At 75.3% G+C, this 21748-nt stretch carries 19 protein-coding genes, 1 pseudogene and 1 riboswitch; of the genes and pseudogenes, 10 read left to right on the top strand and 10 right to left on the bottom strand.

Annotation, left to right across the window (positions count from 1 at the left end; genetic code table 11):
* Nucleotides 1-28 precede the first annotated feature (28 nt).
* The gene (locus K353_RS22505) at nucleotides 29-2989 is read left to right on the top strand and encodes an N-acetylmuramoyl-L-alanine amidase (protein WP_111555362.1); all 2961 of its coding nucleotides are present in this window, start codon (nucleotides 29-31) and stop codon (nucleotides 2987-2989) included.
* A 69-nt stretch (nucleotides 2990-3058) separates the two neighbouring features.
* Here K353_RS22505 and K353_RS22500 read toward each other — a convergent pair whose 3' ends face one another.
* The gene (locus tag K353_RS22500) at nucleotides 3059-3526 is read right to left on the bottom strand and encodes an Lrp/AsnC family transcriptional regulator (protein WP_233533760.1); all 468 of its coding nucleotides are present in this window, start codon (nucleotides 3524-3526) and stop codon (nucleotides 3059-3061) included.
* 147 nt (nucleotides 3527-3673) lie between these two features.
* On the opposite strand from K353_RS22500, the gene pdhA reads away from it, so the two are divergent.
* From pdhA to K353_RS22480, 4 genes are all read left to right on the top strand, one after another.
* Nucleotides 3674-4843 (top strand): pyruvate dehydrogenase (acetyl-transferring) E1 component subunit alpha, encoded by a 1170-nt coding sequence (pdhA, locus tag K353_RS22495; protein WP_370447632.1) that lies wholly within the window; start codon nucleotides 3674-3676, stop codon nucleotides 4841-4843.
* Nucleotides 4840-5847, top strand: a complete 1008-nt coding sequence (locus K353_RS22490) for an alpha-ketoacid dehydrogenase subunit beta (RefSeq protein ID WP_111555361.1) — start codon at nucleotides 4840-4842, stop codon at nucleotides 5845-5847. Before pdhA ends, K353_RS22490 begins: the two co-directional genes overlap by 4 nt.
* A complete protein-coding gene (locus K353_RS22485) occupies nucleotides 5847-7151 on the top strand; it encodes a dihydrolipoamide acetyltransferase family protein (protein WP_233533758.1) in 1305 nt (434 codons plus the stop codon). Before K353_RS22490 ends, K353_RS22485 begins: the two co-directional genes overlap by 1 nt.
* A 236-nt stretch (nucleotides 7152-7387) precedes the next feature.
* Complete coding sequence (locus K353_RS22480; protein ID WP_146616545.1) at nucleotides 7388-9100, top strand: globin domain-containing protein; 1713 nt, start codon at nucleotides 7388-7390, stop codon at nucleotides 9098-9100.
* A 12-nt stretch (nucleotides 9101-9112) separates the two neighbouring features.
* Here K353_RS22480 and K353_RS22475 read toward each other — a convergent pair whose 3' ends face one another.
* Nucleotides 9113-9640: an NUDIX domain-containing protein gene (locus K353_RS22475; RefSeq protein ID WP_111555359.1), complete on the bottom strand. Its 528-nt coding sequence runs from the start codon at nucleotides 9638-9640 to the stop codon at nucleotides 9113-9115.
* A 116-nt stretch (nucleotides 9641-9756) separates the two neighbouring features.
* Between K353_RS22475 and K353_RS22470 the strand changes: the two are divergent.
* A pseudogene (locus K353_RS22470) lies at nucleotides 9757-9960 on the top strand (hypothetical protein); the annotation flags it as partial.
* A 5-nt stretch (nucleotides 9961-9965) separates the two neighbouring features.
* Here K353_RS22470 and K353_RS22465 read toward each other — a convergent pair.
* Nucleotides 9966-10340 carry a phage holin family protein gene (locus K353_RS22465; RefSeq protein WP_111555358.1) on the bottom strand — a complete coding sequence of 125 codons (375 nt, stop codon included), beginning with the start codon at nucleotides 10338-10340 and terminating at the stop codon, nucleotides 9966-9968.
* 93 nt (nucleotides 10341-10433) lie between these two features.
* Between K353_RS22465 and K353_RS22460 the strand changes: the two genes are divergently transcribed.
* The 3 genes from K353_RS22460 (at nucleotide 10434) to K353_RS22450 (ending at nucleotide 11850) form a co-directional block, all read left to right on the top strand.
* On the top strand, nucleotides 10434-10751 hold the full coding sequence (locus tag K353_RS22460; protein ID WP_030463001.1) for a cupin domain-containing protein: 318 nt from the start codon (nucleotides 10434-10436) through the stop codon (nucleotides 10749-10751).
* Nucleotides 10752-10827: 76 nt separating this feature from the next.
* Nucleotides 10828-11484: a thiaminase II gene (tenA, locus tag K353_RS22455; RefSeq protein WP_111555357.1), complete on the top strand. Its 657-nt coding sequence runs from the start codon at nucleotides 10828-10830 to the stop codon at nucleotides 11482-11484.
* Between the two features lie 165 nt (nucleotides 11485-11649).
* Nucleotides 11650-11850 (top strand): hypothetical protein, encoded by a 201-nt coding sequence (locus tag K353_RS22450; RefSeq protein ID WP_111555356.1) that lies wholly within the window; start codon nucleotides 11650-11652, stop codon nucleotides 11848-11850.
* Nucleotides 11851-11941: 91 nt separating this feature from the next.
* Here the strand turns inward: K353_RS22450 and K353_RS22445 are convergent, their stop codons facing one another.
* The 7 genes from K353_RS22445 to K353_RS22415 form a co-directional block, all read right to left on the bottom strand.
* Nucleotides 11942-12835, bottom strand: a complete 894-nt coding sequence (locus K353_RS22445) for an NAD(P)-dependent oxidoreductase (protein WP_111555355.1) — start codon at nucleotides 12833-12835, stop codon at nucleotides 11942-11944.
* Nucleotides 12836-12927: 92 nt separating this feature from the next.
* Nucleotides 12928-13974 (bottom strand): cytochrome P450, encoded by a 1047-nt coding sequence (locus K353_RS22440; protein ID WP_146616544.1) that lies wholly within the window; start codon nucleotides 13972-13974, stop codon nucleotides 12928-12930.
* Between the two features lie 125 nt (nucleotides 13975-14099).
* The gene (locus K353_RS22435) at nucleotides 14100-15575 is read right to left on the bottom strand and encodes a class I adenylate-forming enzyme family protein (protein WP_111555353.1); all 1476 of its coding nucleotides are present in this window, start codon (nucleotides 15573-15575) and stop codon (nucleotides 14100-14102) included.
* An 84-nt stretch (nucleotides 15576-15659) separates the two neighbouring features.
* Nucleotides 15660-16400 (bottom strand): glycosyltransferase family A protein, encoded by a 741-nt coding sequence (locus K353_RS22430; protein WP_233533757.1) that lies wholly within the window; start codon nucleotides 16398-16400, stop codon nucleotides 15660-15662.
* A complete protein-coding gene (locus K353_RS22425) occupies nucleotides 16397-17404 on the bottom strand; it encodes a 3-oxoacyl-ACP synthase III family protein (protein ID WP_111555352.1) in 1008 nt (335 codons plus the stop codon). The genes K353_RS22430 and K353_RS22425 overlap by 4 nt, the downstream gene beginning before the upstream one ends.
* A gap of 182 nt (nucleotides 17405-17586) precedes the next feature.
* Complete coding sequence (locus K353_RS22420) at nucleotides 17587-19098, bottom strand: flotillin family protein (protein WP_233533756.1); 1512 nt, start codon at nucleotides 19096-19098, stop codon at nucleotides 17587-17589.
* Nucleotides 19099-19283: 185 nt separating this feature from the next.
* A complete protein-coding gene (locus tag K353_RS22415; RefSeq protein WP_111555351.1) occupies nucleotides 19284-19484 on the bottom strand; it encodes a hypothetical protein in 201 nt (66 codons plus the stop codon).
* Nucleotides 19485-19605: 121 nt separating this feature from the next.
* Nucleotides 19606-19712: riboswitch (TPP riboswitch) on the top strand.
* Nucleotides 19713-19724: 12 nt separating this feature from the next.
* On the opposite strand from K353_RS22415, the gene thiC reads away from it, so the two are divergent.
* The gene (thiC, locus tag K353_RS22410; RefSeq protein WP_111555350.1) at nucleotides 19725-21515 is read left to right on the top strand and encodes a phosphomethylpyrimidine synthase ThiC; all 1791 of its coding nucleotides are present in this window, start codon (nucleotides 19725-19727) and stop codon (nucleotides 21513-21515) included.
* The last annotated feature ends 233 nt before the right edge of the window (nucleotides 21516-21748 follow it).

Here is a 21748-nt window from a genome sequence, read left to right as displayed (position 1 = left end):
AGGCGGAGCCCAGGGGAGGTATCAGCAGGTGATCCGTCACCATCGGACGGCGTTCCGTCGTGCGCCGCTGACCGCGGCGGCGACGGCCGCGGTCCTTCTGTCCGGACTGGCCGGAGGCGGACTCGCCTTCGCCGCGCCCACCGCGCCGACCGGGCTGCAGGAGCAGTTCGCCGCGGCGGCGAAGGAGTTCAAGGTCCCGGCCGCACTGCTGCTGGCGGTCTCCTACCAGCAGACCCGGTGGGAGTCGCACCAGGGACTGCCCAGCACCACCGGCAACTACAACGTCATGGGTCTCACCCAGGTCGACCTGGCGGAGGTCGCCGCCCGGGCGGCCGCCGAGCCGGAGGTCGACCTGCGCGGCGACGGCGGACCGGCCGGGAAGCGCGGAGTGGCCGCCGCACCGGTGTCGCCGGTCGACAGCCCCGCCCTGCACACCCTGGACGCGGCCGCCCGGCTCACCGGCCGGCCGGCCGCCGAGCTGCGCACCGACACCCTGCAGAGCATCCGCGGCGGCGCCGCCCTGCTCGCCGACTACCAGCGGGCCGCCGGCGGCAAGCCGTCCGCCGACCCGGCCGACTGGTACCAGGCCGTGGTCCGGTTCAGCAACGGCGGTGTGGCCGCCGCCGCGGGCGGCGAGGGCCGCGAGTTCGCCGACCGGGTCTACGGCACGCTGGGGGCCGGCGCCGCCCGGACCACCACCGAGGGCCAGCCGGTGCGGCTCGCCGCCGACCCGGCCGCCGAGGCGAAGAGCCCGGCGGTCGACCGCGGGGTCCGTACCGAGGCCGCCTCCCGCGGTGCCGGGCGCACCGGGCTGGCCGCCGCCGATCCGATCGAGTGCCCGGCCACCGCGGCCTGCGACTTCCAGCCGGCCGCGTACGCCGCCGCCAACGGCGACTACGGCAACTACACGCTCGCCGACCGGACCGACCAGGACGTCCAGTACATCGTCATCCACGACACCGAGGGCGGGTACGCGGGCTCGCTGTCGGTCTTCCAGAACCCGGCGAACCAGTCGAGCGCGCACTACCTGCTGCGCTCCAACGACGGCCACATCACGCAGATGGTGGCCGACAAGAACATCGCCTGGCACGCCGGCAACAAGACGGTCAACCAGCACAGCATCGGCATCGAGCACGAGGGCTACGCGCTGAGCGGCGCCAGCTGGTACTCGGAGCAGCTGTACCAGTCCTCGGCGAACCTCACCGCCTACCTGGCGAACAAGTACCACGTCCCGCTGGACCGCGAGCACATCATCGGCCACGACGAGGTGCCCGGGCCGACCCAGAGCGCGGTGGCCGGCATGCACTGGGACCCGGGCACGTTCTGGGACTGGAACCACTACATGGACCTGGTCGGCGGCCGTCCCGCCGCGGACCGGGGCTACGTGGTCGGCGGCCGGGTGGTGATCAGCCCGCCGTTCTCCAACGCCTACCGGCCGACCGTGAACGGCGCGCCCCTGCAGCCGGCGAACTTCGTCTACCTCTACACCGCGCCGAACGGCCCGCTGATCGGCAACGGCACCCAGAACGCCTCGGACTGGACGGACAAGGCCGTCGCCGGCGCCAGCTACGTGGTCGCCGACATCCAGGGCAACTGGACGGCGATCTGGTACGACGGCCGGAAGGCCTGGTTCTGGAACGACGGCTCGATCGCCTCCGCCGACAACCGGCTCGGCCAGTACCTGGTGACCCCGAAGTCCTCCACCGGCAGCATCCCGCTCTACGGGCGCGCCTACCCGGAGGACTCCGCGTACACCGGAGCCGGGGTGCCGGTGCCCAGTCCGAACATCTCGCCGCTCGACGCCGTCCTGCCGGCCGGGCAGTCGTACGTGATGCTGTCGAGCACCCCGGTCAACCAGTCCAACGGCAACGACTACTTCGTGAGCAACCAGGTCAACGGCGACACGTACTACGCACCGAACCTGAACGACGTCGCCAAGACGGTCAGCGGCTTTCAGCGGTACTTCGCAATCCGCTACAACCACCGGCTCGCCTACGTCTCCATCAACGACGTGAGGCTGGTGCCTGCGGCCACCAACGTGTTCACCTCCGGGGAGCGGGTGCAGCTGCTCACCCAGACCAACAACGGGCCGATGAGCGCCGCGGCGAACTACACCCGCGGGGTGTGGGAGAAGTACCGCCCGACCGCGTTCGCGAATCCGGCGCCCGAGCCCGGCACGACCGAGACCGACTCGCTGACCTACGTCAACGGCCAGCCGCACGCCGTGGCGCTGACGGGCGGGCACCTGTACACCGCAGACCGGAACGTGGCCACCGGTGTCTGGAGCGACTGGTACGACCTCCAGACCACCGGCGCCGCGGGGGTGCTCCCCTCCTCGGCGACCGAGGCCACGGTGGTCACCATGGGCAGCACCATGCACGTGCTGGCCCTGGTCGACGGGCGGATCGTGGAGGCCATCGCCGACTACTCGGCCGGCACCTGGCGGCCCTGGGCCGATGTGTCCGCCGTGCTGGGGCAGCCCGCTGGCGCGCTGACCAGGATCACGGCCGCGGTCAACGGCAGCGTGCTGCACATCGACGGCATCGGCACCGACGGCCGGATCCACGTGGCCGACGGCGACTACGCACGCGGCCGCTGGGGCTACGGCGACGTCACCGGGGCCGTCGGGGTCCTCGACTGGCCGCTGGCGAACCTGACCACCGTCACCAGCGGCAGCAAGCAGTACCTGCTCGCGCTGCTGACCGACGGCAGGATCCTGCAGGCCACCGCGGACTACGCGGTGGGCAGCTGGGTCCCCTGGTCCAGCGTCACCCAGGCCACCGGCGGGGGCGTCTACCTCACCAAGCTGGGCGCCACCTACACCGGCACCACGCTGCGGCTATTCGGCGTCTCCGGGGACGGCCGCGTCTACAACGCCAACGGCGACTACGCCCGCGGCTCCTGGACCGGCTGGATGGACATCGGCGTGCCCGGCGTGGCCGGCAACGGTTACAAGGCGAAGTCCCTGGCGGTGGCCGGCACCAACTGAGCCGGACGCACCGCGCCGCCGCCCCGGACGGGATCCCTCCCGTCCGGGGCGGCGGCGTCCCCGGCCCCGCTACGGGCCGTCCGCCGGGATCTGGTCGGTCTCCTCGAACACCAGCATGGTGCGGGTGCCCAGCACCTCCGGGATCGACTGGATGCTGCCCAGCACCAGCTCGCGCAGCGCCCGGTTGTCCGCCGTGTGGACCAGCATCAGCACGTCGTCGTCGCCGCCGACCAGCGCGATGTGCGCCACCCCGGGCAGGCGCAGCAGCTGCTCGCGCACGGTGCGCCAGGAGTTCTGCACGATCCGCAGCGTGACGTACGCGGACGCGGCCTGCCCGGCCTTCTCGTGGTCCACCCGGGCGGTGAAGCCGCGGATCACGCCGTCCTCGACCATCCTGGAGATCCGGGCGTACGCGTTCGCCCGGGACACGTGCACCCGCTCGGCCACCGAGCGGATCGAGGCCCGGCCGTCCTGCTGCAGCAGCCGCAGGATCGACCGGTCCACCCGGTCGAGTCTGGACACCTGTTCAGCCGACATGGCCCCCCACCCCTCGTGATTGGACGTGCTGGCCCCAGCAGACCTCCCTTTCGGCCGACTGTCCACCGTCCTGACGGGGATATGGTCAAGATGACCAGACGACCGAACAATCGGTAGGGAGCCCCCATCACCCCGGAGGTGCCCGAGATGACCGTCCTGGACCACAGGAAGCAGGCCGCCCGAGCCGGAGCGGCCGACCCGGCCGACCTGCCCGGCTGGCGGCCCGGCGCCACCGCGCCCCGCTCCGACCCCGCCCCGCTGCTGCCCGACGCCGAGCCGTACCGGGTGCTGGGCACCCCCGCCGCCGAGGCGGCCGACCCCGCGCTGCTGTGCGAGCTGTACCGGCGACTGGTGGCCGGCCGCCGCTACAACCAGCAGGCCACCACCCTCACCAAGCAGGGCCGGCTCGCCGTCTACCCGGCCTCCACCGGCCAGGAGGCCTGCCAGGTGGCCGCCGCGCTCGCGCTGCGCCCCGCGGACTGGCTGTTCCCCTCCTACCGGGACACCCTGGCCGTGGTCGCCCGCGGCGTCGACCCGCTGGAGGCGCTCACCCTGCTGCGCGGCGACGCGCACACCGGCTACGACCCGCGCGCCACCCGCACCGCCCCGCTCTGCACCCCGCTGGCCACCCAGGTCCCGCACGCCGTCGGCCTGGCGCACGCCGCCCGGCTGGCCGGCGACGACACGGTCGCGCTCGCCCTGCTCGGCGACGGCGGCACCAGCGAGGGCGACTTCCACGAGGGCCTGAACTTCGCGGCCGTGCTGCACGCCCCCGTGGTGTTCCTGGTGCAGAACAACGGCTACGCGATCTCCGTCCCGCTGACCCGGCAGTCTGCCGCCCCGACCCTGGCCCACAAGGCGGTCGGCTACGGGATGCCCGGCCGGCTGGTCGACGGCAACGACGCGCTCGCCGTGCACCAGGTGCTCACCGAGGCCGTCGAGCGGGCCCGCACCGGCGGCGGCCCGACCCTGGTGGAGGCGCTCACCTACCGGGTCGAGGCGCACACCAACGCCGACGACGCCACCCGCTACCGGTCGGCCGAGGAGGTCGACGCCTGGCAGGCGCACGACCCGGTCCGGCTGCTGGAGGACGCCCTGCGCGGGCGCGGCCTGCTGGACGGGGACCTGGTCGCCGACGCCGCCGACCGGGCCGAGCAGCTGGCCGCCCGGATGCGCGCCGAGTTCCACGCCGACCCCGAGCTCGACCCGATGTCGCTGTTCGCGCACGTCTACGCCGAACCCACCCAGCAGCTGCGCGAGCAGGCCGCCCGACTGGCCGCCGAACTCGCCGCGGAGGCCGAGGTGCCCGGCCGATGAGCACCGCCACCCGCGAGCAGTCCGGCCCGCGCACCGGCACCATGGCGCAGGCCCTCAACCTCGCGCTGCGCGACGCGCTGCGCGCCGACGACACCGTGCACGTGCTCGGCGAGGACGTCGGCGCGCTCGGCGGCGTCTTCCGGATCACCGACGGCCTGACCGCCGAGTTCGGCCCCGACCGCTGCCTGGACACCCCGCTGGCCGAGGCGGGCATCCTCGGCACCGCCGTCGGCATGGCCATGTACGGGCTGCGCCCGGTGGTCGAGATGCAGTTCGACGCCTTCGCCTACCCGGCGCTGGAGCAGCTGTTCTCGCACGTCGCCAAGATGCGCAACCGCACCGCCGGCAAGCTCCCGCTGCCGATCACCGTCCGCATCCCGTACGGCGGCGGCATCGGCGGCGTCGAGCACCACAGCGACGCCTCCGAGGCGTACTACGCGGCCACCCCCGGCCTGCACGTGGTCGCCCCCGGCACCGTCGCCGACGCGTACGGGCTGCTGCGGGCCGCGATCGCCTCGGACGACCCGGTGGTGTTCCTGGAGCCCAAGCGGCTCTACTGGGGCAAGGACGGGTGGGACCCGGCGGCGGCCGTCGAACCGATCGGGAAGGCCGTGCTGCGCCGCCCCGGCAGCTCCGCGGTGCTGGTCACCTACGGGCCCTCGCTGCCGGTCTGCCTGGAGGCCGCCGAGGCGGCGAAGGCCGAGGGGTGGGACCTGGCGGTGCTCGACCTGCGCTCGCTGGTGCCGTTCGACGAGGCCACCGCCTGCGAGGTAGTCCGCTCGCTGGGCCGGGCCGTGGTGGTGCACGAGTCGGCGGGCTTCGGCGGGGCCGGGGCGGAGATCGCCGCCCGGCTGACCGAGAAGTGCTTCCACCACCTGGCCGCGCCGGTGCTGCGGGTCACCGGCTTCGACGTCCCGTACCCGCCGCCGATGCTGGAGCACCACCACCTGCCCGGGGTGGACCGGATCCTGGACGCCGTCGCCCGGCTCCAATGGGAGGAGTGATGGCGGTGCCCGTGGTCCGCGAGTTCACGCTGCCCGACCTCGGTGAGGGGCTCACCGGGGCCGAGGTGGTGCGCTGGATGGTCGAGGTCGGCGAGGTGATCGCCGTGGACCAGCCGGTGGTGGAGGTGGAGACCGCCAAGGCGGTGGTCGAGGTGCCCTGCCCGTACGGCGGGGTGGTGACCGCGCGGTACGGCGAGGTCGGACAGGAGGTGCCGGTCGGCGCGCCGCTGGTGACCGTCGCGGTGGCGCCCGCGCCCGGGGACGCCCCGGCCGCCGAGCCCGCGGTGGAGCGCCCGCTGGTCGGGTACGGGGTCGCCGAGGCCCGGCGGGCCGGACGGCGGCGGGTGCTGCCGGGGGTCACGCCCGCGTCCGCGTCCGCCGTGCCCGTCGCGTCCGCCGTGGTGGTCGAGCCCGCTGCGGCTCCGGCTCCGGTGGCGGCTCCGGCCGTGGTGGCGGTGATCTCGCCGCTGGTGCGCCGGATCGCCCGGGAGCACGGGCTGGACCTGGCCGAGGTGGCCGGGAGCGGGCCGGACGGGCTGGTCACCCGGCGGGACGTGGAGCGGGCGATCGGGGCGTCCGCCGCGCCCGAGCCGGTCGCCGTTCCACGTGGAACCGACCCGGACGGGGAACTGGTGCCGCTGCGCGGGCTGCGCCGGGCGGTGGCCGAGAAGCTGACCCGCAGCCACCGGGAGATCCCGGCCGCGACCTGCTGGGTGGACGCGGACGCCACCGAACTGATGGCGCTGCGGGCCCAGGTGAACCAGGTGCCGGGCCCGAAGGTGAGCGTGCTGGCGCTGCTGGCCCGGATCTGCCTGGCCGGGCTGGAGCGCTTCCCCGAGCTGAACGCGAGCGTCGAGGGCGAGTCGGTGCGCCGCTACCGGGCCGTGCACCTGGGGTTCGCGGCGCAGGGCCCGCGCGGCCTGCTGGTGCCGGTGGTCCGGGACGCCCGGCGGCTGGGCACCGAGCGGCTGTCCGAGGAGCTGGCCCGGCTGACCGGGGCGGCCCGGGAGGGCACCCTGGCCCCGGCGGAGCTGACCGGCGGGACGTTCACGCTGAACAACTACGGCGTGTTCGGGGTGGACGGTTCGACGCCGCTGCTCAACCACCCCGAGGCGGCGATGCTCGGGGTGGGGCGGATCGCCCCCAAGCCGTGGGTGCACCAGGGGGAGCTGGCGGTCCGCCAGGTCACCCAACTCTCCTTCACCTTCGACCACCGGGTGTGCGACGGGGGCACGGCGGGCGGCTTCCTGCGGTTCGTCGCGGACTGCGTGGAGCGGCCGGGGACGCTGCTGCGGGTGCTGTGACCTGCGGGTGCTGTGACCTGCGGGGGCGCGCCGTGACCTGCGGGGGCGTGCGGTGGTGCGCGGTGGTGTGCCGTGGGGTCCGGCCGGGCTCCACGGGGGCGCCGCCCGGCGGGTGAGGGTAGCGGGTGGACGGCCCGGATGTCCGGGGTTCCCCGGATTCGTCGGATGAGCTGTGCGGTCGGTGTCACTGTGCTGGGGCGTCAGTACACAGGTCGATCGGAAGCGAAACGATTCTCTTGAGCGCTCGTCAGCTCGTCCGGGAGAGCAGGCCGTCGAAGGCGGAGGCCGGCCGGGGCACCGCGGCCGGTCCCGTGCCCTCCGGTGCCGAGCCCGCCGCCACCCCGTCCGCCCCGGCCGAGCCGGCGGACGAACCTCCGACCGCCCTGGAGCAGCGGGAGCCGTCCGACCCGGCGGAGCAGCCCGCCGCCGGGTCAGGGCCGGCCCCGGAGCCCGGGCCGTTCCCGGCCGCGTTCCCGGCCGCCGCCGGGCTCCCGGTGCCGCTGGGGCCGGTACCGCCGGGGGAATCGGTGGAGTCGGGGGAGCCGACCGCCGCCACGGGGCCGGCCGGGCTGACCCCGGTGCCGGCCGTGCCGGCGAAGCCGACCTGGGCGCCGACGGTGCCCGCGGTGGTGCCGGTGCCCGCGGCGGCCGTCCCGGTGCCGTTCGAGCCGCTGTTCCAGTCGGCGCCGGGGCCGAACCGGGTCGGTCCGGACGACCGGTGGAGCCGGGCCTGGGGCGTGCCGGCGGCGGTCGAGCCGCCGCCCGCGCTGGAGCCGGCCGGGGCGGACGCGCCGCCGGTCCAACCGCCGGGACCCGAGGACCTGGTGCTGGTGCGGGCCTGCCTGGCCGCGGTGGCACCGGATGCGGACCGGGCGATGGCGCACTTCCACGCGCTGCTGTTCCTGCGCCACCCGGAGCTGCGGGCGATGTTCCCGGCCGCGATGGACGAGCAGCGCGCCCGGCTGTTCCAGGCGCTGCGGCTCTGCGCGTCCCGGGCCGGCGACCCGGAGGAACTGCGCGGGTACCTGGGCCCGTTGGGGCGGCGGCACCGCACGTACGGGGCGCTGCCCCGGCACTACGCCTCGGTGGCGGACTGCCTGGTGGCGGCGCTGGCCCGGTACGGCGGCAGCGGCTGGGACGAGCGGACCGAGGCGGCCTGGCGGCGGCTGCTGGCGCTGGTGACCCGGCTGATGGCGGAGGGCGCGGACGAGGAGGCCCGCTCGGCCCCGCCGTGGTGGCAGGCCGAGGTGGTGGAGCACCGCCGGGCCACCCGGGACGTCGCGGTGCTGACGCTCCGTCCGGACCAGGCGTACCCGTTCCGGGCCGGGCAGTGGGCGGCGGTGGAGACGCCGTGGTGGCCGCGGGTGTGGCGGCCGTACTCGTTCGGCTCGGCGCCGCGGCCGGACGGGCTGCTGACGCTGCACGTGAAGGCGGTGCCGGCGGGCTGGGTGAGCAACGCGCTGGTGCACCGGGCGCGGCCGGGCGACGTGCTGCGGCTGGGGGCGGCGGAGGGCGCGATGACGGTGGACCACGCGGCGGGGGAAGACCTGCTGTGCCTGGGCGGCGGCACCGGGATCGGGCCGATCGCCGCGCTGGTCGAGGAGGTGGCCGAGCGGGGCGCGGCCGGGCGCCGGGTGGAGGTGTTCTACGGGGCGCGGCGGGCCGAGGAGCTGTACCGGCTGGAGGAGCTGCGAGAACTGGCCTCCGAGCACTCCTGGTTGACGGTGCGTCCGGTGGTGTCGGAGCAGCCGGGCGGGCCGGTCGGGGCGCTGGTCGGGGACCTGCCGGAGGTGGTGGCCCGGTACGCGCCCTGGCACGGCTTCACGGCGTACCTGAGCGGCCCGGCGGCGATGGTGCGGTCCGGGGCGGCGGTGCTGCGGCGCTGCGGGGTGCCGGAGGGGCGGGTCCGGCACGACCTGGCGGCGCGGGAGGACCGACGGGACGGGTGAGGTGGCGGGGGCTCAGCCGAGGTCGGGGGCGAGCAGGGCGCGGACGCCCTCGATGTTGGCGGCGAGGTAGGCGCGCAGGCTGGGCGGGACCACGTTGACCGAGGTGACGCCCTCGCGGGTGAACGGGACCCGGACGACCGCGTACTCGCCGTTGGGGTGCTCGACCTCGGGGCCGTGCCGGCGGGACTCGTCCAGCCCGGCGAGCCGGCAGACGAAGAAGTGCTGCACCTTGACGCCGTGCGGGTGCGCCGGGGTGCCGTCGTCGTGGTGCGACTGCGCCACCGTGTCGACGAAGGCGGGCACCACGTCGGTGACCTTGCCGCCCAACTCCTCGTCCACCTCGCGGTGCAGGGCGGCGACCACCGTCGGGTCGGTGGGCTCGACGCCGCCGCCGGGCGTGATCCAGTACGGGTGCGGGGAGCCGGGGCGGACCCGGCGGATCAGCACCAGCGAGGCGGGCGCGTGCGGGTCGTCCGGGTCGACGTCCAGCAGGATCGCGCGGGCGGTGCGTTTGACGACAGGACGGACCGGGCCCGACATGGCTGCCACCTCCGGGGCGCGAGCGTTGTGCGGGAGTCTCCCGCGCGGCGGCGGGCGCGAAACTCGCACACGGGGACGAATCGGAGGGATCTGTTCCGCCGGCCGGGTGCGACGGCGTGCTGCGTCGGCTGGAGCGGGTCCGGCCGACCACGCCGGTGCTGGAGCGCCAGGAGTACGCGCCCGGCACGGTCTGCGCGGCGGTGCCCGTCGCCGTCGGCTCGGCGGTCGCCACCGTGGCCGTCTCGCTCCCGCCGGAGCACGCCATGGAACCCCTGGGGGTGCCGTCCCCGGGCGGCCCGGCACCGGTGGGCCGCCCTTAGGGTGTTCAGTCGTCGTTGAGCGCCAGGCTGAGGCCCCAGGACACCAGGCTGATGATCAGCGCGCCGAGCAGCGCGGACCAGAAGCCCTCGACGTGGAAGTCCAGGCTCAGCTTGTCCGAGGCCCAGGAGGTCAGCCAGAGCATCAGGGCGTTGATCACGAAGGTGATCAACCCCAGGGTGAGGAAGAACAGCGGTAGCGAGAACAGCTTCACCAGCGGCTTGATCAGGAAGTTGATCACCCCGAAGACCAGTGCCACCGCGACCACGGTGAGCGTCTTGTGCTGCCAGTCGTCCCCCGAGAGCGTGATCCCGGTGACGATCCAGGCGGCGACCCAGATGGCCACCGCGTTGATGAGCGTTTTGATCACGAAAGTCTTCATGCTGCGGATGGTGGCAGGCCCGGACGGCCGGGAGGAAGCTCCCCGCGCCGGTGTTGTTGAATGGGGCCCGACCGGGAGAGGAGCCGAGCCCCGATGAAGCTGTTCCGGCTGGACGAACTCGACGCCGAGCGCGCCGGGAGCGACGGCGCGTACCTGCGCTTCCTGAAGCAGCCGACGATGTCCGCCGGCCTGTACGCGCTCTCCCCCGGCGACACCGACCCGCAGACCCCGCACGCCCAGGACGAGATCTACCTGGTGGTCAGCGGCCGGGCCGAACTCACCGTCGGCCGGGAGACCGCCACGGTCGGGCGCGGCAGCGTGGTGTTCGTCCCCGCCGGGACGGAGCACCGTTTCCACCACATCACCGAGGAACTGCGGGTGCTGGTCGTCTTCTCCCCGCCGGAGGACTGACCGTCCGGCCGGAGGACCGACCGTCCGGCCCGAGGACCGACCGCGCCACCACGCCGTTCCGGTAGGAGGACCACCCGTGAAGCTCACCGACGAACTGTGGACGGCCGCCGAGCCGACCTACCGCCGGATACTCGACCACCCCTTCCTGCTCGGCCTCGCCGACGGCACCCTCCCGCGCGACGCGTTCCGCCACTTCGTCGTCCAGGACGCCCACTACCTGCGCGACTACGCCCGGGCGCTGGCCGTCTGCGCCGCCAAGGCCCCCGGCGACGACCAGGTGCTGGCCTTCGCCCACGAAGCGGTCGGCGCGATCGCCGCCGAGCAGGACATGCACGGCGAGTTCATGGGCGCGCTGGGCGGACCGGACGTCGACGACGAACCGGTGCTGCCCACCACCCGGGCCTACACCAGCTACCTGCTGGCCACCGTCTACGGCGGCTCCTTCGCCGAGGCGCTCGGCGCCGTGCTGCCCTGCTACTGGATCTACGCCCGGGTCGGCGCGGAGCTGGCCCGCCGCTCCTCGCCCGAACCGCTCTACGCCAAGTGGATCGCCGCGTACGGCGACGAGGAGTTCCAGGCCGTGGTGCGCCGCGTCCTGGACCTCACCGACCGGATCGGCGAGGAGCTCTCGGCGACCGAACGGCGGCGCGTGGTCGGGCACTTCACCACCACCTCGCGCTACGAGTGGATGTTCTGGGACGCCGCCTGGCGTGGCGAGACCTGGCCGGTCTGAGGGTTCTCCCCGGCGGGGAGTCAGGGAAGGATCTCCGGGTTCTCTCCGGGCCGCCGCCCCTCGATTTCGGATCTCCGCGCCGCCTACGATCGAAGTGTCGAGATCGAGGGAGCGGGAACGCAGCCGGAAACACCGGCACCGACCCCGAGGGGAGAAGGTACGGACATGGCCGAGTTCTGGAAGTCGCTGCCCTCGTGGGTGCGCAACATCGTGGTCCCGATCCTGCTGCTGGTGATCGCCTGGAAGGTCTTCTGGACCATCGTGGGCGTGGTGGTCGGCATCGTCGGCTTCGCCGTCAACGTGCTGGTGCTGGTCGGCATCGCCGCGGTCGTGGTGATCCTGGTCAAGAAGGCCGCCCGGAACTAGTCCGCCGGCCCGCCGGCCCGCCGGCCCGCCGGCCCGCCGGCCGGGGGACGGTGAGCCGGCGGGACGGTCAGCCGGGGGGACGGCGCGGCGGTCAGCCGGTGAGGCGGGAGAGGTAGTCGTCGAGGTCCCGGCCCGGGGTGAAGCCCCGGGACCGGGACTTCCGCGTGTCCAGCACCACGCGGTGCGCGAGCTGGTCCAGCGCGTAGCGCGTCACCTGCGGGCGGCGGCCGACCGCGAGCGCCGCCAGCCGGGGCGGGACGTGCAGCAGCCGGGCCCGGCGGCCGTGGGCCGCGAGCACCCGGCGCAGCGCCGCGTCCCGCCGGTACGGGGCGCGGTCGGCGACGTTGTACGCCCCCGGCGGCCAGTCGGCGGCGGCCAGGCACGCCGCGGCGAGGTTCTCCACCGCGGTCAGGCTCAGCTCGACGTCCCCGCCCGGCAGCGGCAGCACCCCGTACCGGACGGCGGCCAGCAGCCGCGGCACCAGGTGCGGGTCCCCCGGCCCGTACACCGCGCGCGGGCGCAGCACGACGGCGCCGGCGGCGAGCGCCAGGGCGTCCGCGCGGGCCTTCGTCCGCCCGTACGCGTTCAGGTGGCCGGCGGCGGTGGGGTGCTCCTCGGTGACCAGCGACCGGTCGGGGCGGGGGTCGTAGACGCTGGCGCTGCTCACGAACACGAAGGGCGTCCCGGCGGCGGCCTCCAGCAGCCGCCGGGTGGCCCGCACGTTGACGGCGTACTGGTCCCGTTCGGCGGGGGAGCCCGGGGGGTGGTCGCCGACGGCCGCCGCGCAGTGCACCACCAGGTCCGCCGCGCGCAGTTCGGGCGGGGCGGCGGTGTCCGCGGCGGCGTCCCAGCGGACGTGCGCGCCGTGCCGGGCGGGGCGGCGGCCGAGGGCCAGCACCCGGTGGCCCTGGGCGGTGGCGAGGGCGGCGAGGTGCGCGCCGCAGAAGCCGGTGGCGCCGGTGAGGGCGAGGGTCAACGGGGGCACGGCGGTCCTTCGCGGGCGGGCGGGATGGCGGGCGTGATGGGGGCGTTGGCATGCCGGCGGGGTGGCGGGACGGGCGCGGGCGCGGGCGCGGGTCAACGGGGGCGTGGCGGGCCGATGACGCAGGTGCGGTAGGAGGGCAGGGCGCTGCCGGGGTGCGCGGAGGTGCGCAGGGCGTGCGGGCGGTGCGGGGCCAGGGTGCTGAGCAGGGTGGCGAGTTGGGCGCGGGCGAGGGCGGCGCCGGGGCAGGTGTGCGGGCCGAGGCCGAAGGGCGCCAGGGTGGCGTGCGGGTGGGCGGGGGTGTCGTGCTGGGCCTCGGCGGCGTGCCGGGCGACCAGCAGCAGGCGGTCGCCGCGGCGGACGCGGTGGCCGAGCACGGTGGCGTCGGCGGCCGCGGCGCGCGGGAGGACGGGGGACGCGGCGGTGCGGCGGAGCAGTTCGGCGGCCAGCGCCGGGGCGTCGTCGCGGGCCAGGTCCCAGAGCCGCTCGCGGGCGCACCAGGCGACGGCGCGCGGCAGGGCGGCGAGGGTGGTGTTGACCGCGGCGACGGCGAGCATCGCGTCGCGCGGGTCGGGCAGCAGCCCGCTCAACCGGTCGGCGGCCGTGCGGGCCCGGCGGGCGCCGCCCGGGCGGGGCAGCAGGGCGGGCAGGTGCGCGCGGGCGGTGGCGGCCGCGGCCCGCTCTGCGGCGAGCGCCAGCCGCACCGGCGGGGCGTCGCTGCCGGTGAGCGCCGCGGCGGTGGCGCCGGCCAGTTCGCGGACGGCGGGGACGAGGTCGACGGGCCGGTCGAGGCCGCCGAGGTGCCGGTCCAGGACCCGCTCCCAGACCGGGCGCAGCGCGGCCACCCCGGCCGGGCCCAGCAGGGTCGTCAACTCCCTCCGGGCGGCGCGGTGTTCGGCCCCCTGCTGGTCGAAGAGCAGGCTTCCGCCGGTGAGCCGGGCGGCGGTGCCGCCGGTGGTCCGCTCGGCCGTCCGGTCGAGCGGGACGCGGGTCAGGACCTCGCGGTAGGCGTCCGGGTGGTGGACCAGCACGGTGCGGCCGAGCCGGAGCACCGGCCGGTGCCGGGTCGCGGCGAGCAGCGCGAACAGCAGGGGGTGGCTGCGCAGGTAGACCGTGCGGTCGGCGCGCCGGGCGGCGGTCAACTGGCCCTCCGGGATGGGGTGTCGGCGGTGCGGCGGTGCGGCGGTGCAGCGGTGCGGCGGTGCAGCGGTGCAGCGGGTGACGGTGTCGGCGGGGGCGGGGGCGGGGGCGGGCGGGTCCGGCGGGGTCAGCGCGCCCGTCCGGCCGGGTGGTCGGCGAGGCGGCGGGCGCACTGGCGGGCGGCCGCCGCGCGGTCGGGTTTGCGGGAGCGGCCGGTCAGCGGGACGGGGCCGAGCAGCAGGGCGTCGGGGCGGGCGGTGCCCATCCGGGCGAGCGGGGCGTGCAGGGCGGCGCGCAGCCGCCGGGGGTCGGCGCCGGGGCGGGGCTGGACCAGGGCGACCAGGCGCTCGTCGCCGTCCGGGCCGGGAACGCCCACCAGGACGGCGAGTTCGACGTCCGGCAGGTGCAGCGAGGGCTCGTACAGGCCCGGGTAGATGTTCTCGGCGCGGCGCAGCACCATGTCCTTGAGCCGACCGGCCAGCACGATCCGCCCGGCCGGGTCGAGACGGGCCCGGTCGCCGGTGCGCACCCACGGGTCCGGGTCCTCGCCGAGGTAGCGGTCGCGGGCGGCCGGGGCGGCGAGCAGCAATTCGCCGTCCGCGCCGAGCCGGGTGCGGACGCCCGGCAGCGGGTGGCCGAGCAGGTCGCCCGGGCCGTCGTGGGCGCTCTTGTCGCGCTCCTCGACCGCCGCGGCCGGGAACAGCTCGGTGAGCGCGTACACCCCCCACGCCTCGTCCGCCCCCGCCTCCTTGGCCCGGCGCAGCAGCGCGGCGTCGGCGGGCGCGGACCCGGTCCAGACCCGGCCGGTGAGCCTGGTCAGGGGCCGCAGCCGGGGCGGCGTCAGGTAGGTCTCGTCCGGGGCGAGCCGGTCGATCTGGCGTTGCAGCACGGCGGTGCGGCGGGCCGGCAGCGCGACGACCGCCCCCGCGGCCAGCGCCGGGACCAGCACGAACGTCGTCCCGCCGAGCACCGTCCGGCCCGGGCGGGGGCGCACCAGTGCGTCCACGGCCCGCATCCCGGCGGCGAGCGAGGCCCGCGAGTGCACCACCGCGCGCGGGGCGGACGTGGTGCCCGAGGTGAACACCACCACCGCGTCGCCGTCCCCCTCGTACGGGGCCGGGGCGGGCCCCGGGTGCCCGGCCAGCGACCGGGCGCACCACGGGTGCCGGGGGCCGACGGTCGCCACCGGGCCGAGCGCCCCCAGCGGCGGCAGCTCCAGCCGGGCGCGGCGGGCCAGCGGACGGGCCCACCCGGCGACGGCCTGCGCGGCGGAGTCCGCCAGGACCAGCGCGGGCGGGGCCAGCGCCAGCCGCGCCCGCAGCACCTCCGGCCCGGCACCCGGGTCCAGCACCGCGCTGCGCAGGCCCAGCCGGTGCGCGGCCAGCAGCACGGCGAGGGCCCGCGGCCCCGGGCGCACCGCCACCCCCAGGGTGTCCCCCGGCCGCAGGCCGTGCCCGTGGTGCAGCGCCGCGGCGTACCCGTCCGCGAGCGCGGCCAGCTCCGCGCACCGGGCGAGCACCCGGGGGCTGCCGCGGCGGGTGCTGGTGAGCAGCGCCGGGCGCGAGGCGCCTTCGCGCAGGGTGCGGGCGAGCTGGTCGAGCACGGGGACTCCTCTTCGCGAGCGGGCGGGCGAGCGGGCGGGCGGAAGGGGGACGGGGACGGACGGGAGTGGGCGGGTCCCGCCGTCTCACCGGACGTCGACGCCGCGGTGGCCGGCGCCGCGTTCGAGGTACCAGCGGGCGGTGCCGCGCAGGCCGTAGGCGCGGATGCGGCGGGTGGAGTTCTGGACGACCATGTCGGGGCGGCGGACGATCGCGGTGCTCTGGCGGCGGACGCGGTTGATGAAGGCGCGGTCGGTGGGGGAGGGGCGGCGGGGCATGCCGCCGGTGGCGAGGTAGAGGTCGGCGGTGATGGCCATGTTGTTGCCGGCGTGCATGCGGTAGGGCGTGAGGTAGCCGTGCCGGCGGCGGTGGGCGGGGCGGATCCGGCCGAAGAGGGCGCCGAGGGCGACCAGGGCGCGGAAGACGGCCCGTCCGAGCGGGCCGTGTTCGTCGCGGCGGGCGGTGACGCGTCCGCAGACCAGCCCGCCGGAGGCCCGCATCCCGGCGCGGGCGGCGCCGGCCCAGCCGGGTTCGGGCAGGCAGTCGGCGTCGGTGCGGGCGAGCAGGGTCGCGCCGTGGTCGATGGCGTGGCGGAAGCCGGTGTCGACGGCGCAGCCGACGCCCTTCTCCGGTTCGACGAGCAGGCGGACGGGGAAGGGCGCGGTGCGGGCGAAGGCCAGCACCTGTTCGCCGGTGGTGTCGGTGGAGCCGTTGTCGACGACCAGCAGGGTGAAGTCGCGGTCGTGCTGGGCGGCGAGGGCGCGCAGGGCGCCGCCGATCCGGGCGGCCTCCTGGTAGGCGGGGACGATCACCCACAGCTCGGTCACGACTTCTCCCAGACCATCGTCATCAGGCTGACGCCGCCGCCCAGGCCGACCATCAGCACCCGGTCCCCGGTCTCCAACTCGGGCATGATGAGGTCGAGTTGGACGCCTATCGTGGCGGAGGCCAGGTTGCCGAGCTCGGGGACGGTGACGACCAGCCGGTCGGCGGGCACGCCGGTGAGCTCCACGAAGCGCTCCAGGTAGGGCAGGGTGACCTGGTGGACCAGGACCCGGGCGTAGGCGTTCCAGCCGAGGCCGGTGCGGGCGGCGACCCGGGTGAGGATGTCGCCGCCGATCCGCTCGAAGACGCCGCGCAGCTCCTTGCCGCCGCCGCGGAAGTAGCTCCACTCGTCGCCGCGCGGGTGGCGCGAGCCGCCGCCGGGGATGCCGCCGACCTGCCAGTGCTCGGAGGCGGTCTGGGTCTCCACGTCGAGGATGCCGCCGCGCTCGACGCGCTCCACCAGGACGGCGGCGCCGCCGTCGCCGAAGGTGTACCCGGCGAAGCCGTCGCGGAACTCGGCGAGGCCGGAGGGGTCGCGGCGCATCGCCCGGCTCGGGGTCTCGCCGGTGACCACCAGGGCGCGCCGGGCGCGGCCCGCCAGGACCATCGCCCGGGCGGTGTCGATGCCGTTGAGGAAGCTGTTGCAGGCGTTGGAGACGTCCAGCGCGTGGGCGCGGGAGCCGAGTTCGGCCTGGACGAGGTGGGCGGTGGCGGGTTCGCAGACGTCCCGGGAGGCGGAGGCGAACAGCAGCAGGTCGAGGTCGGCGGGTTCCAGGCCGCGGGCGGCCAGTGCCCGGCGGGCCGCGCCGAGGGCGAGCGTGGAGGGGTGCTCGTCGGGCCCGGCGAAGCGGCGGGTGCGGATGCCGGTGGCCTTCTCGAACATGCCGTCGGGCAGCGGGAGGCGGGCGCCGGCCGCCACCTCGTCCTGCAACTGCCGTGAGGTCACGGTCCGTTGCGGGAGGTGGGAGCCGACGGCGGTGATTCCGACGCGGGGCAGCAGGTCCATGCTCCGATGCTGGCGCGGCGCGGTGGCCGGGGCGTGAGTACGGGTACTCAGCTGCTGCCCGGGATTGCGGAGACGATGCGGCCCGTACGGCGGTGGTGCCGCCGTACGGGCCGGGTGGCGCGGGTGCGCCGTGGTGCGTCGTGGTGCCGGTGGTTCGGCTGGTGGGGTGCCGGCGGTACGGGTCAGTCGCCGCTGCCGGACTGGACCGGGATGACCTGGGTGTCCGGGGCGCGGTCCGCCGGGGCCGCCGGGTCGACCTGGTGCGCCGGGGTCTCGGCAGTGGCGGCCGGGGTCATCGTGGTGAGCAGCTGGCGGGCCAGGCCGAGACCGGTGCCGCCCATGGTGAGCGCCTTGGCGAACATCTCGGACATGCCCTCGGCGCCGTTCAGCAGCACCATGTGCTCGACGTTGCCGAAGGCGTCCGCACCGGCCCGGACGATGGCGGGCCAGTTCTCGGCGAGCTGCTGGGCGACGACCGCCTCCTGGTTCTCGGCGAGGGCCGCGGCGCGGGCCTTGATGCCCTCGGCCTCGGCCAGGCCCTGGGCCCGGGTCGCCTCCGCCTCGGCGAGGCCCTTGGCCCGGGCGGCCTCCGCCTCGGCCAGGCCCTTCGCGGCCTCGGCGGCGGCCTGGGCTTCACCGGTGGCGCGGGTGGCCTCGGCGGCGGCCAGGCCGCGGGCCCGGGTGGCCTCCGCCTCGGCGGCGGCGGCGACCTTGACCCGGTTGGCCTCGGCCGCGGTCTTCAGGTCGGTCTCCCGGGAGAGCGCCTCGGCGGCCGAGATCCGGGCGTCGCGGTCGGCCTCGGCCTTGGTGCGGGTCTCGTACGCGCGGGCGTCGGCGGGCTTGCGGACGTCCGCCTGGAGCTGCTGCTCCTTGCGGTGCGCCTCCAGCTCGGCGACCTTGGTCTCCTGGACCACGACCTCCTGCCGGGCGGCGGCCTGGGCGAGCGGCCCGGCCTGCAGCGCGCGGGCCGCGGCGGTGTCCATCTCGGCCTGGTAACCGGCCTGCTGGATACCGGAGTTGCGGGTCGCCTCGGCCTTGCGGGCGAACGCCTCCTGCTCGGCCTCGGTGGCCCGGCGGTCGGCCTCGGCGGCCGCGATCCGGGCGTCGCGCTGGACGGCGGCGGCGTGCGGGGCGGCCAGGTTGGTGATGTAGCCGGTCGGGTCCAGGATCTCCTGGATCTGCAGCGAGTCGATGATCAGGCCGAGCTTCTCCATCTCGATGCCCGACGCGGAACGGGTCTCCCCGGTGAGCCGCTCGCGGTCCCGGATCATGTCCTCGACGGTCAGGCCGCCGACGATGGAGCGCAGGTGGCCGGCGAACACGTTGTGCACCCGCTGGCCCATCATCTTCTGCTGGTCCAGGAAGCGGCGGGCGGCGTTGGCGATGGACACCGGGTCGTCGCCGACCTTGAAGATGACCACGCCCTTGACGTGTACCGGAATGCCCTGCGAGGTCACGCACTCGACGTCCAGCGCGGCCTCGTTGAGGTCCAGTGACAGCCGCCGGACCACCTGGACGCCGGGCAGCACGAAGGTGCCCCGTCCGGTGACCACGCGGAAGCCGAGGCCCTCGCCGTGCTTGGAACCCGAGATCACCAGCGCCTCGTTCGGCTCGGCGACCCGCCACATCATTTTGAACAGCAGGACGACGACCAGCAGCCCTGCGACAACGGCTCCGACGATGCCGATCAGCATCGCGATCTCCCCCTTCGTGGCACACCGGTCCGTGGCTGCGCTGAGTGGTGCAGTTGTGGGCGCGGAACCCGGTGGCAGCCGCATTCTCCGCCCGCCGTGATCGCGGGGGAAGGGGCCGTGCCGGCGGGAGCGCCCACTGTCTCGAAACCGTTGCACGGGGTTTGCCCGGGCTTGGTGAGGCGCCGTCAGTACGGCTCGACGTACACCGTGCGCGGTGGCTGGTAATCGACCACGACCACCATGGTGCCCGACTCCAGCGGCTCGCCCGGCACCGCCCGGTACGCCAGGAACGCCTCGCTGCCCTGGCGTTCGGGAACGCGCACCATCACCTCGCCCACCAGGCCCGCGCCGATCCGCCCCGTCACCCGCCCCACCAGTCCGATCACCCCGGCGATTCTTCCACCCCGCGAGCGGCCCGGACAGGCCGGCGACCGGCGGCGCCCTGGACCCTCCGCGTCCGGTGCCCTACGGTGAGCAGCGAACGCGGGCGGTGAACGCCCGCGCGGAACGGGAGCTCGGAGCACCGGGCTGAGAGGGCGCTGACGGTACGCGGGCCCGCGTACCACCTGCTGCGCCGACCGCAGGAACCTGACCGGGTAATGCCGGCGTAGGGAGTGGAAGGTCGCATGACCACCTTGAACGAGCACACGTCCGCCCAGCAGCCGGCCGCCACCGGGTACCCGACCCCGGCCTGGCGCAAGGCGTACCACCAGGGCAGTCGCCCCGACCTGCGGGTCCCCTACCGCGAGGTCCACCTCACCGACGGGCGCACCGTCCCGCTGTACGACACCTCCGGGCCGTACACCGACCCGTCCCACCCCGCCGACGTCCGGCGCGGGCTGCCCGCGCTGCGCGACGCCTGGATCCGCCAGCGCGGCGACGTCGAGGAGTACGAGGGCCGCGAGGCCCGGCCCGAGGACGACGGGATCAGGCACACCGCCCCGCGCGGCGGCGACCTGCGCAACCTGGACGCCGTCTTCCCCGGCCGGCCGCGCCGCCCGCTGCGCGCCCGCGACGGCGTCGCCGTCACCCAACTCGGCTACGCCAAGCGCGGGTTGATCACCCCCGAGATGGAGTTCGTGGCGATCCGGGAAGGCCTGGAGCCGGAGTACGTCCGCGAGCGGGTGGCGAGCGGACGGGCCGTCATCCCGGTCAACGTGAACCACCCCGAGGTCGAACCCGCGATCATCGGCACCGACTTCCTGGTGAAAATCAACGCCAACATCGGCAACTCGGCGGTCACCTCCTCCATCGAGGAGGAGGTCGAGAAGATGACCTGGGCCACCCGCTGGGGCGCCGACACCGTCATGGACCTCTCCACCGGCCGCAACATCCACACCACCCGCGAGTGGATCCTGCGCAACTCCCCCGTCCCGATCGGCACCGTCCCGCTCTACCAGGCGCTGGAGAAGGTCGACGGCCGGGCCGAGGACCTCAGCTGGGAGGTCTACCGCGACACCGTGCTCGAACAGTGCGAACAGGGCGTCGACTACATGACCGTGCACGCCGGCGTGCTGCTGCGGTACGTCCCGCTCACCGCCCGCCGCAAGACCGGCATCGTCTCGCGCGGCGGCTCGATCATGGCCGCCTGGTGCCTCGCGCACCACCGGGAGAACTTCCTCCACACCCACTTCGAGGAACTCTGCGACCTGCTGCGCGCCTACGACGTCACCTTCTCGCTCGGCGACGGCCTGCGCCCCGGCTCGATCGCCGACGCCAACGACGAGGCCCAGTTCGCCGAACTCACCACCCTCGGCGAACTCGGCCGGATCGCCCGCGCCAAGGACGTCCAGGTGATGATCGAGGGCCCCGGACACGTCCCGATGCACAAGATCCGCGAGAACATGGACCTCCAGAAGGAGATCTGCGACGAGGCGCCGTTCTACACCCTCGGCCCGCTGACCACCGACGTCGCCCCCGGCTACGACCACATCACCTCCGGCATCGGCGCCGCGATGATCGCCTGGTGGGGCACCGCGATGCTCTGCTACGTCACCCCTAAGGAACACCTCGGCCTCCCCGACCGCGACGACGTCAAGACCGGCGTCATCACCTACAAGATCGCCGCCCACGCCGCCGACCTCGCCAAGGGCCACCCCGGCGCCCAGCTCTGGGACGACGCCCTCTCCGACGCCCGCTTCGAGTTCCGCTGGGAGGACCAGTTCAACCTGGCCCTCGACCCGGAGACCGCCCGCGCCTTCCACGACGAGACCCTCCCCGCCGAACCCGCCAAGACCGCGCACTTCTGCTCCATGTGCGGTCCCAAGTTCTGCTCCATGAAGATCAGCCACCAGATCCGCGACGAACACGGCGGCGAGGCCGAACAGGCCGAACGCGTCGCCCTGGCCGGCATGGCCGAGAAGTCCGAGGAGTTCGCCGCCCGGGGCAACCGGGTCTACCTGCCGCTGGCCGACTGACGCACCGCGTGCGAGAACGGCCCCGGGAGTTCTCGCCTTCCGGGGCCGCTCTTCGCGGTTCCGCCGCTCGTCCGCCGCTGCCCGAGGGACGGTTCAGCGGGTATCTGCATCGTGCAGACGTCCGCTCTCGACTACGAGATCCAGTCGGCTCTCCTCGGTCCGTCCTCGACCGGTCCGTCCTCGACCGGCGCGGTGCTCCGGTCGGTGTCGGTGTCGGTCGTGGCTGGTCTACT

The organism is Kitasatospora sp. SolWspMP-SS2h (genome assembly GCF_003259315.1).
GTDB lineage: Bacteria > Actinomycetota > Actinomycetes > Streptomycetales > Streptomycetaceae > Kitasatospora > Kitasatospora fiedleri.
This window is presented reverse-complemented; position numbering and strand designations above follow the sequence as displayed.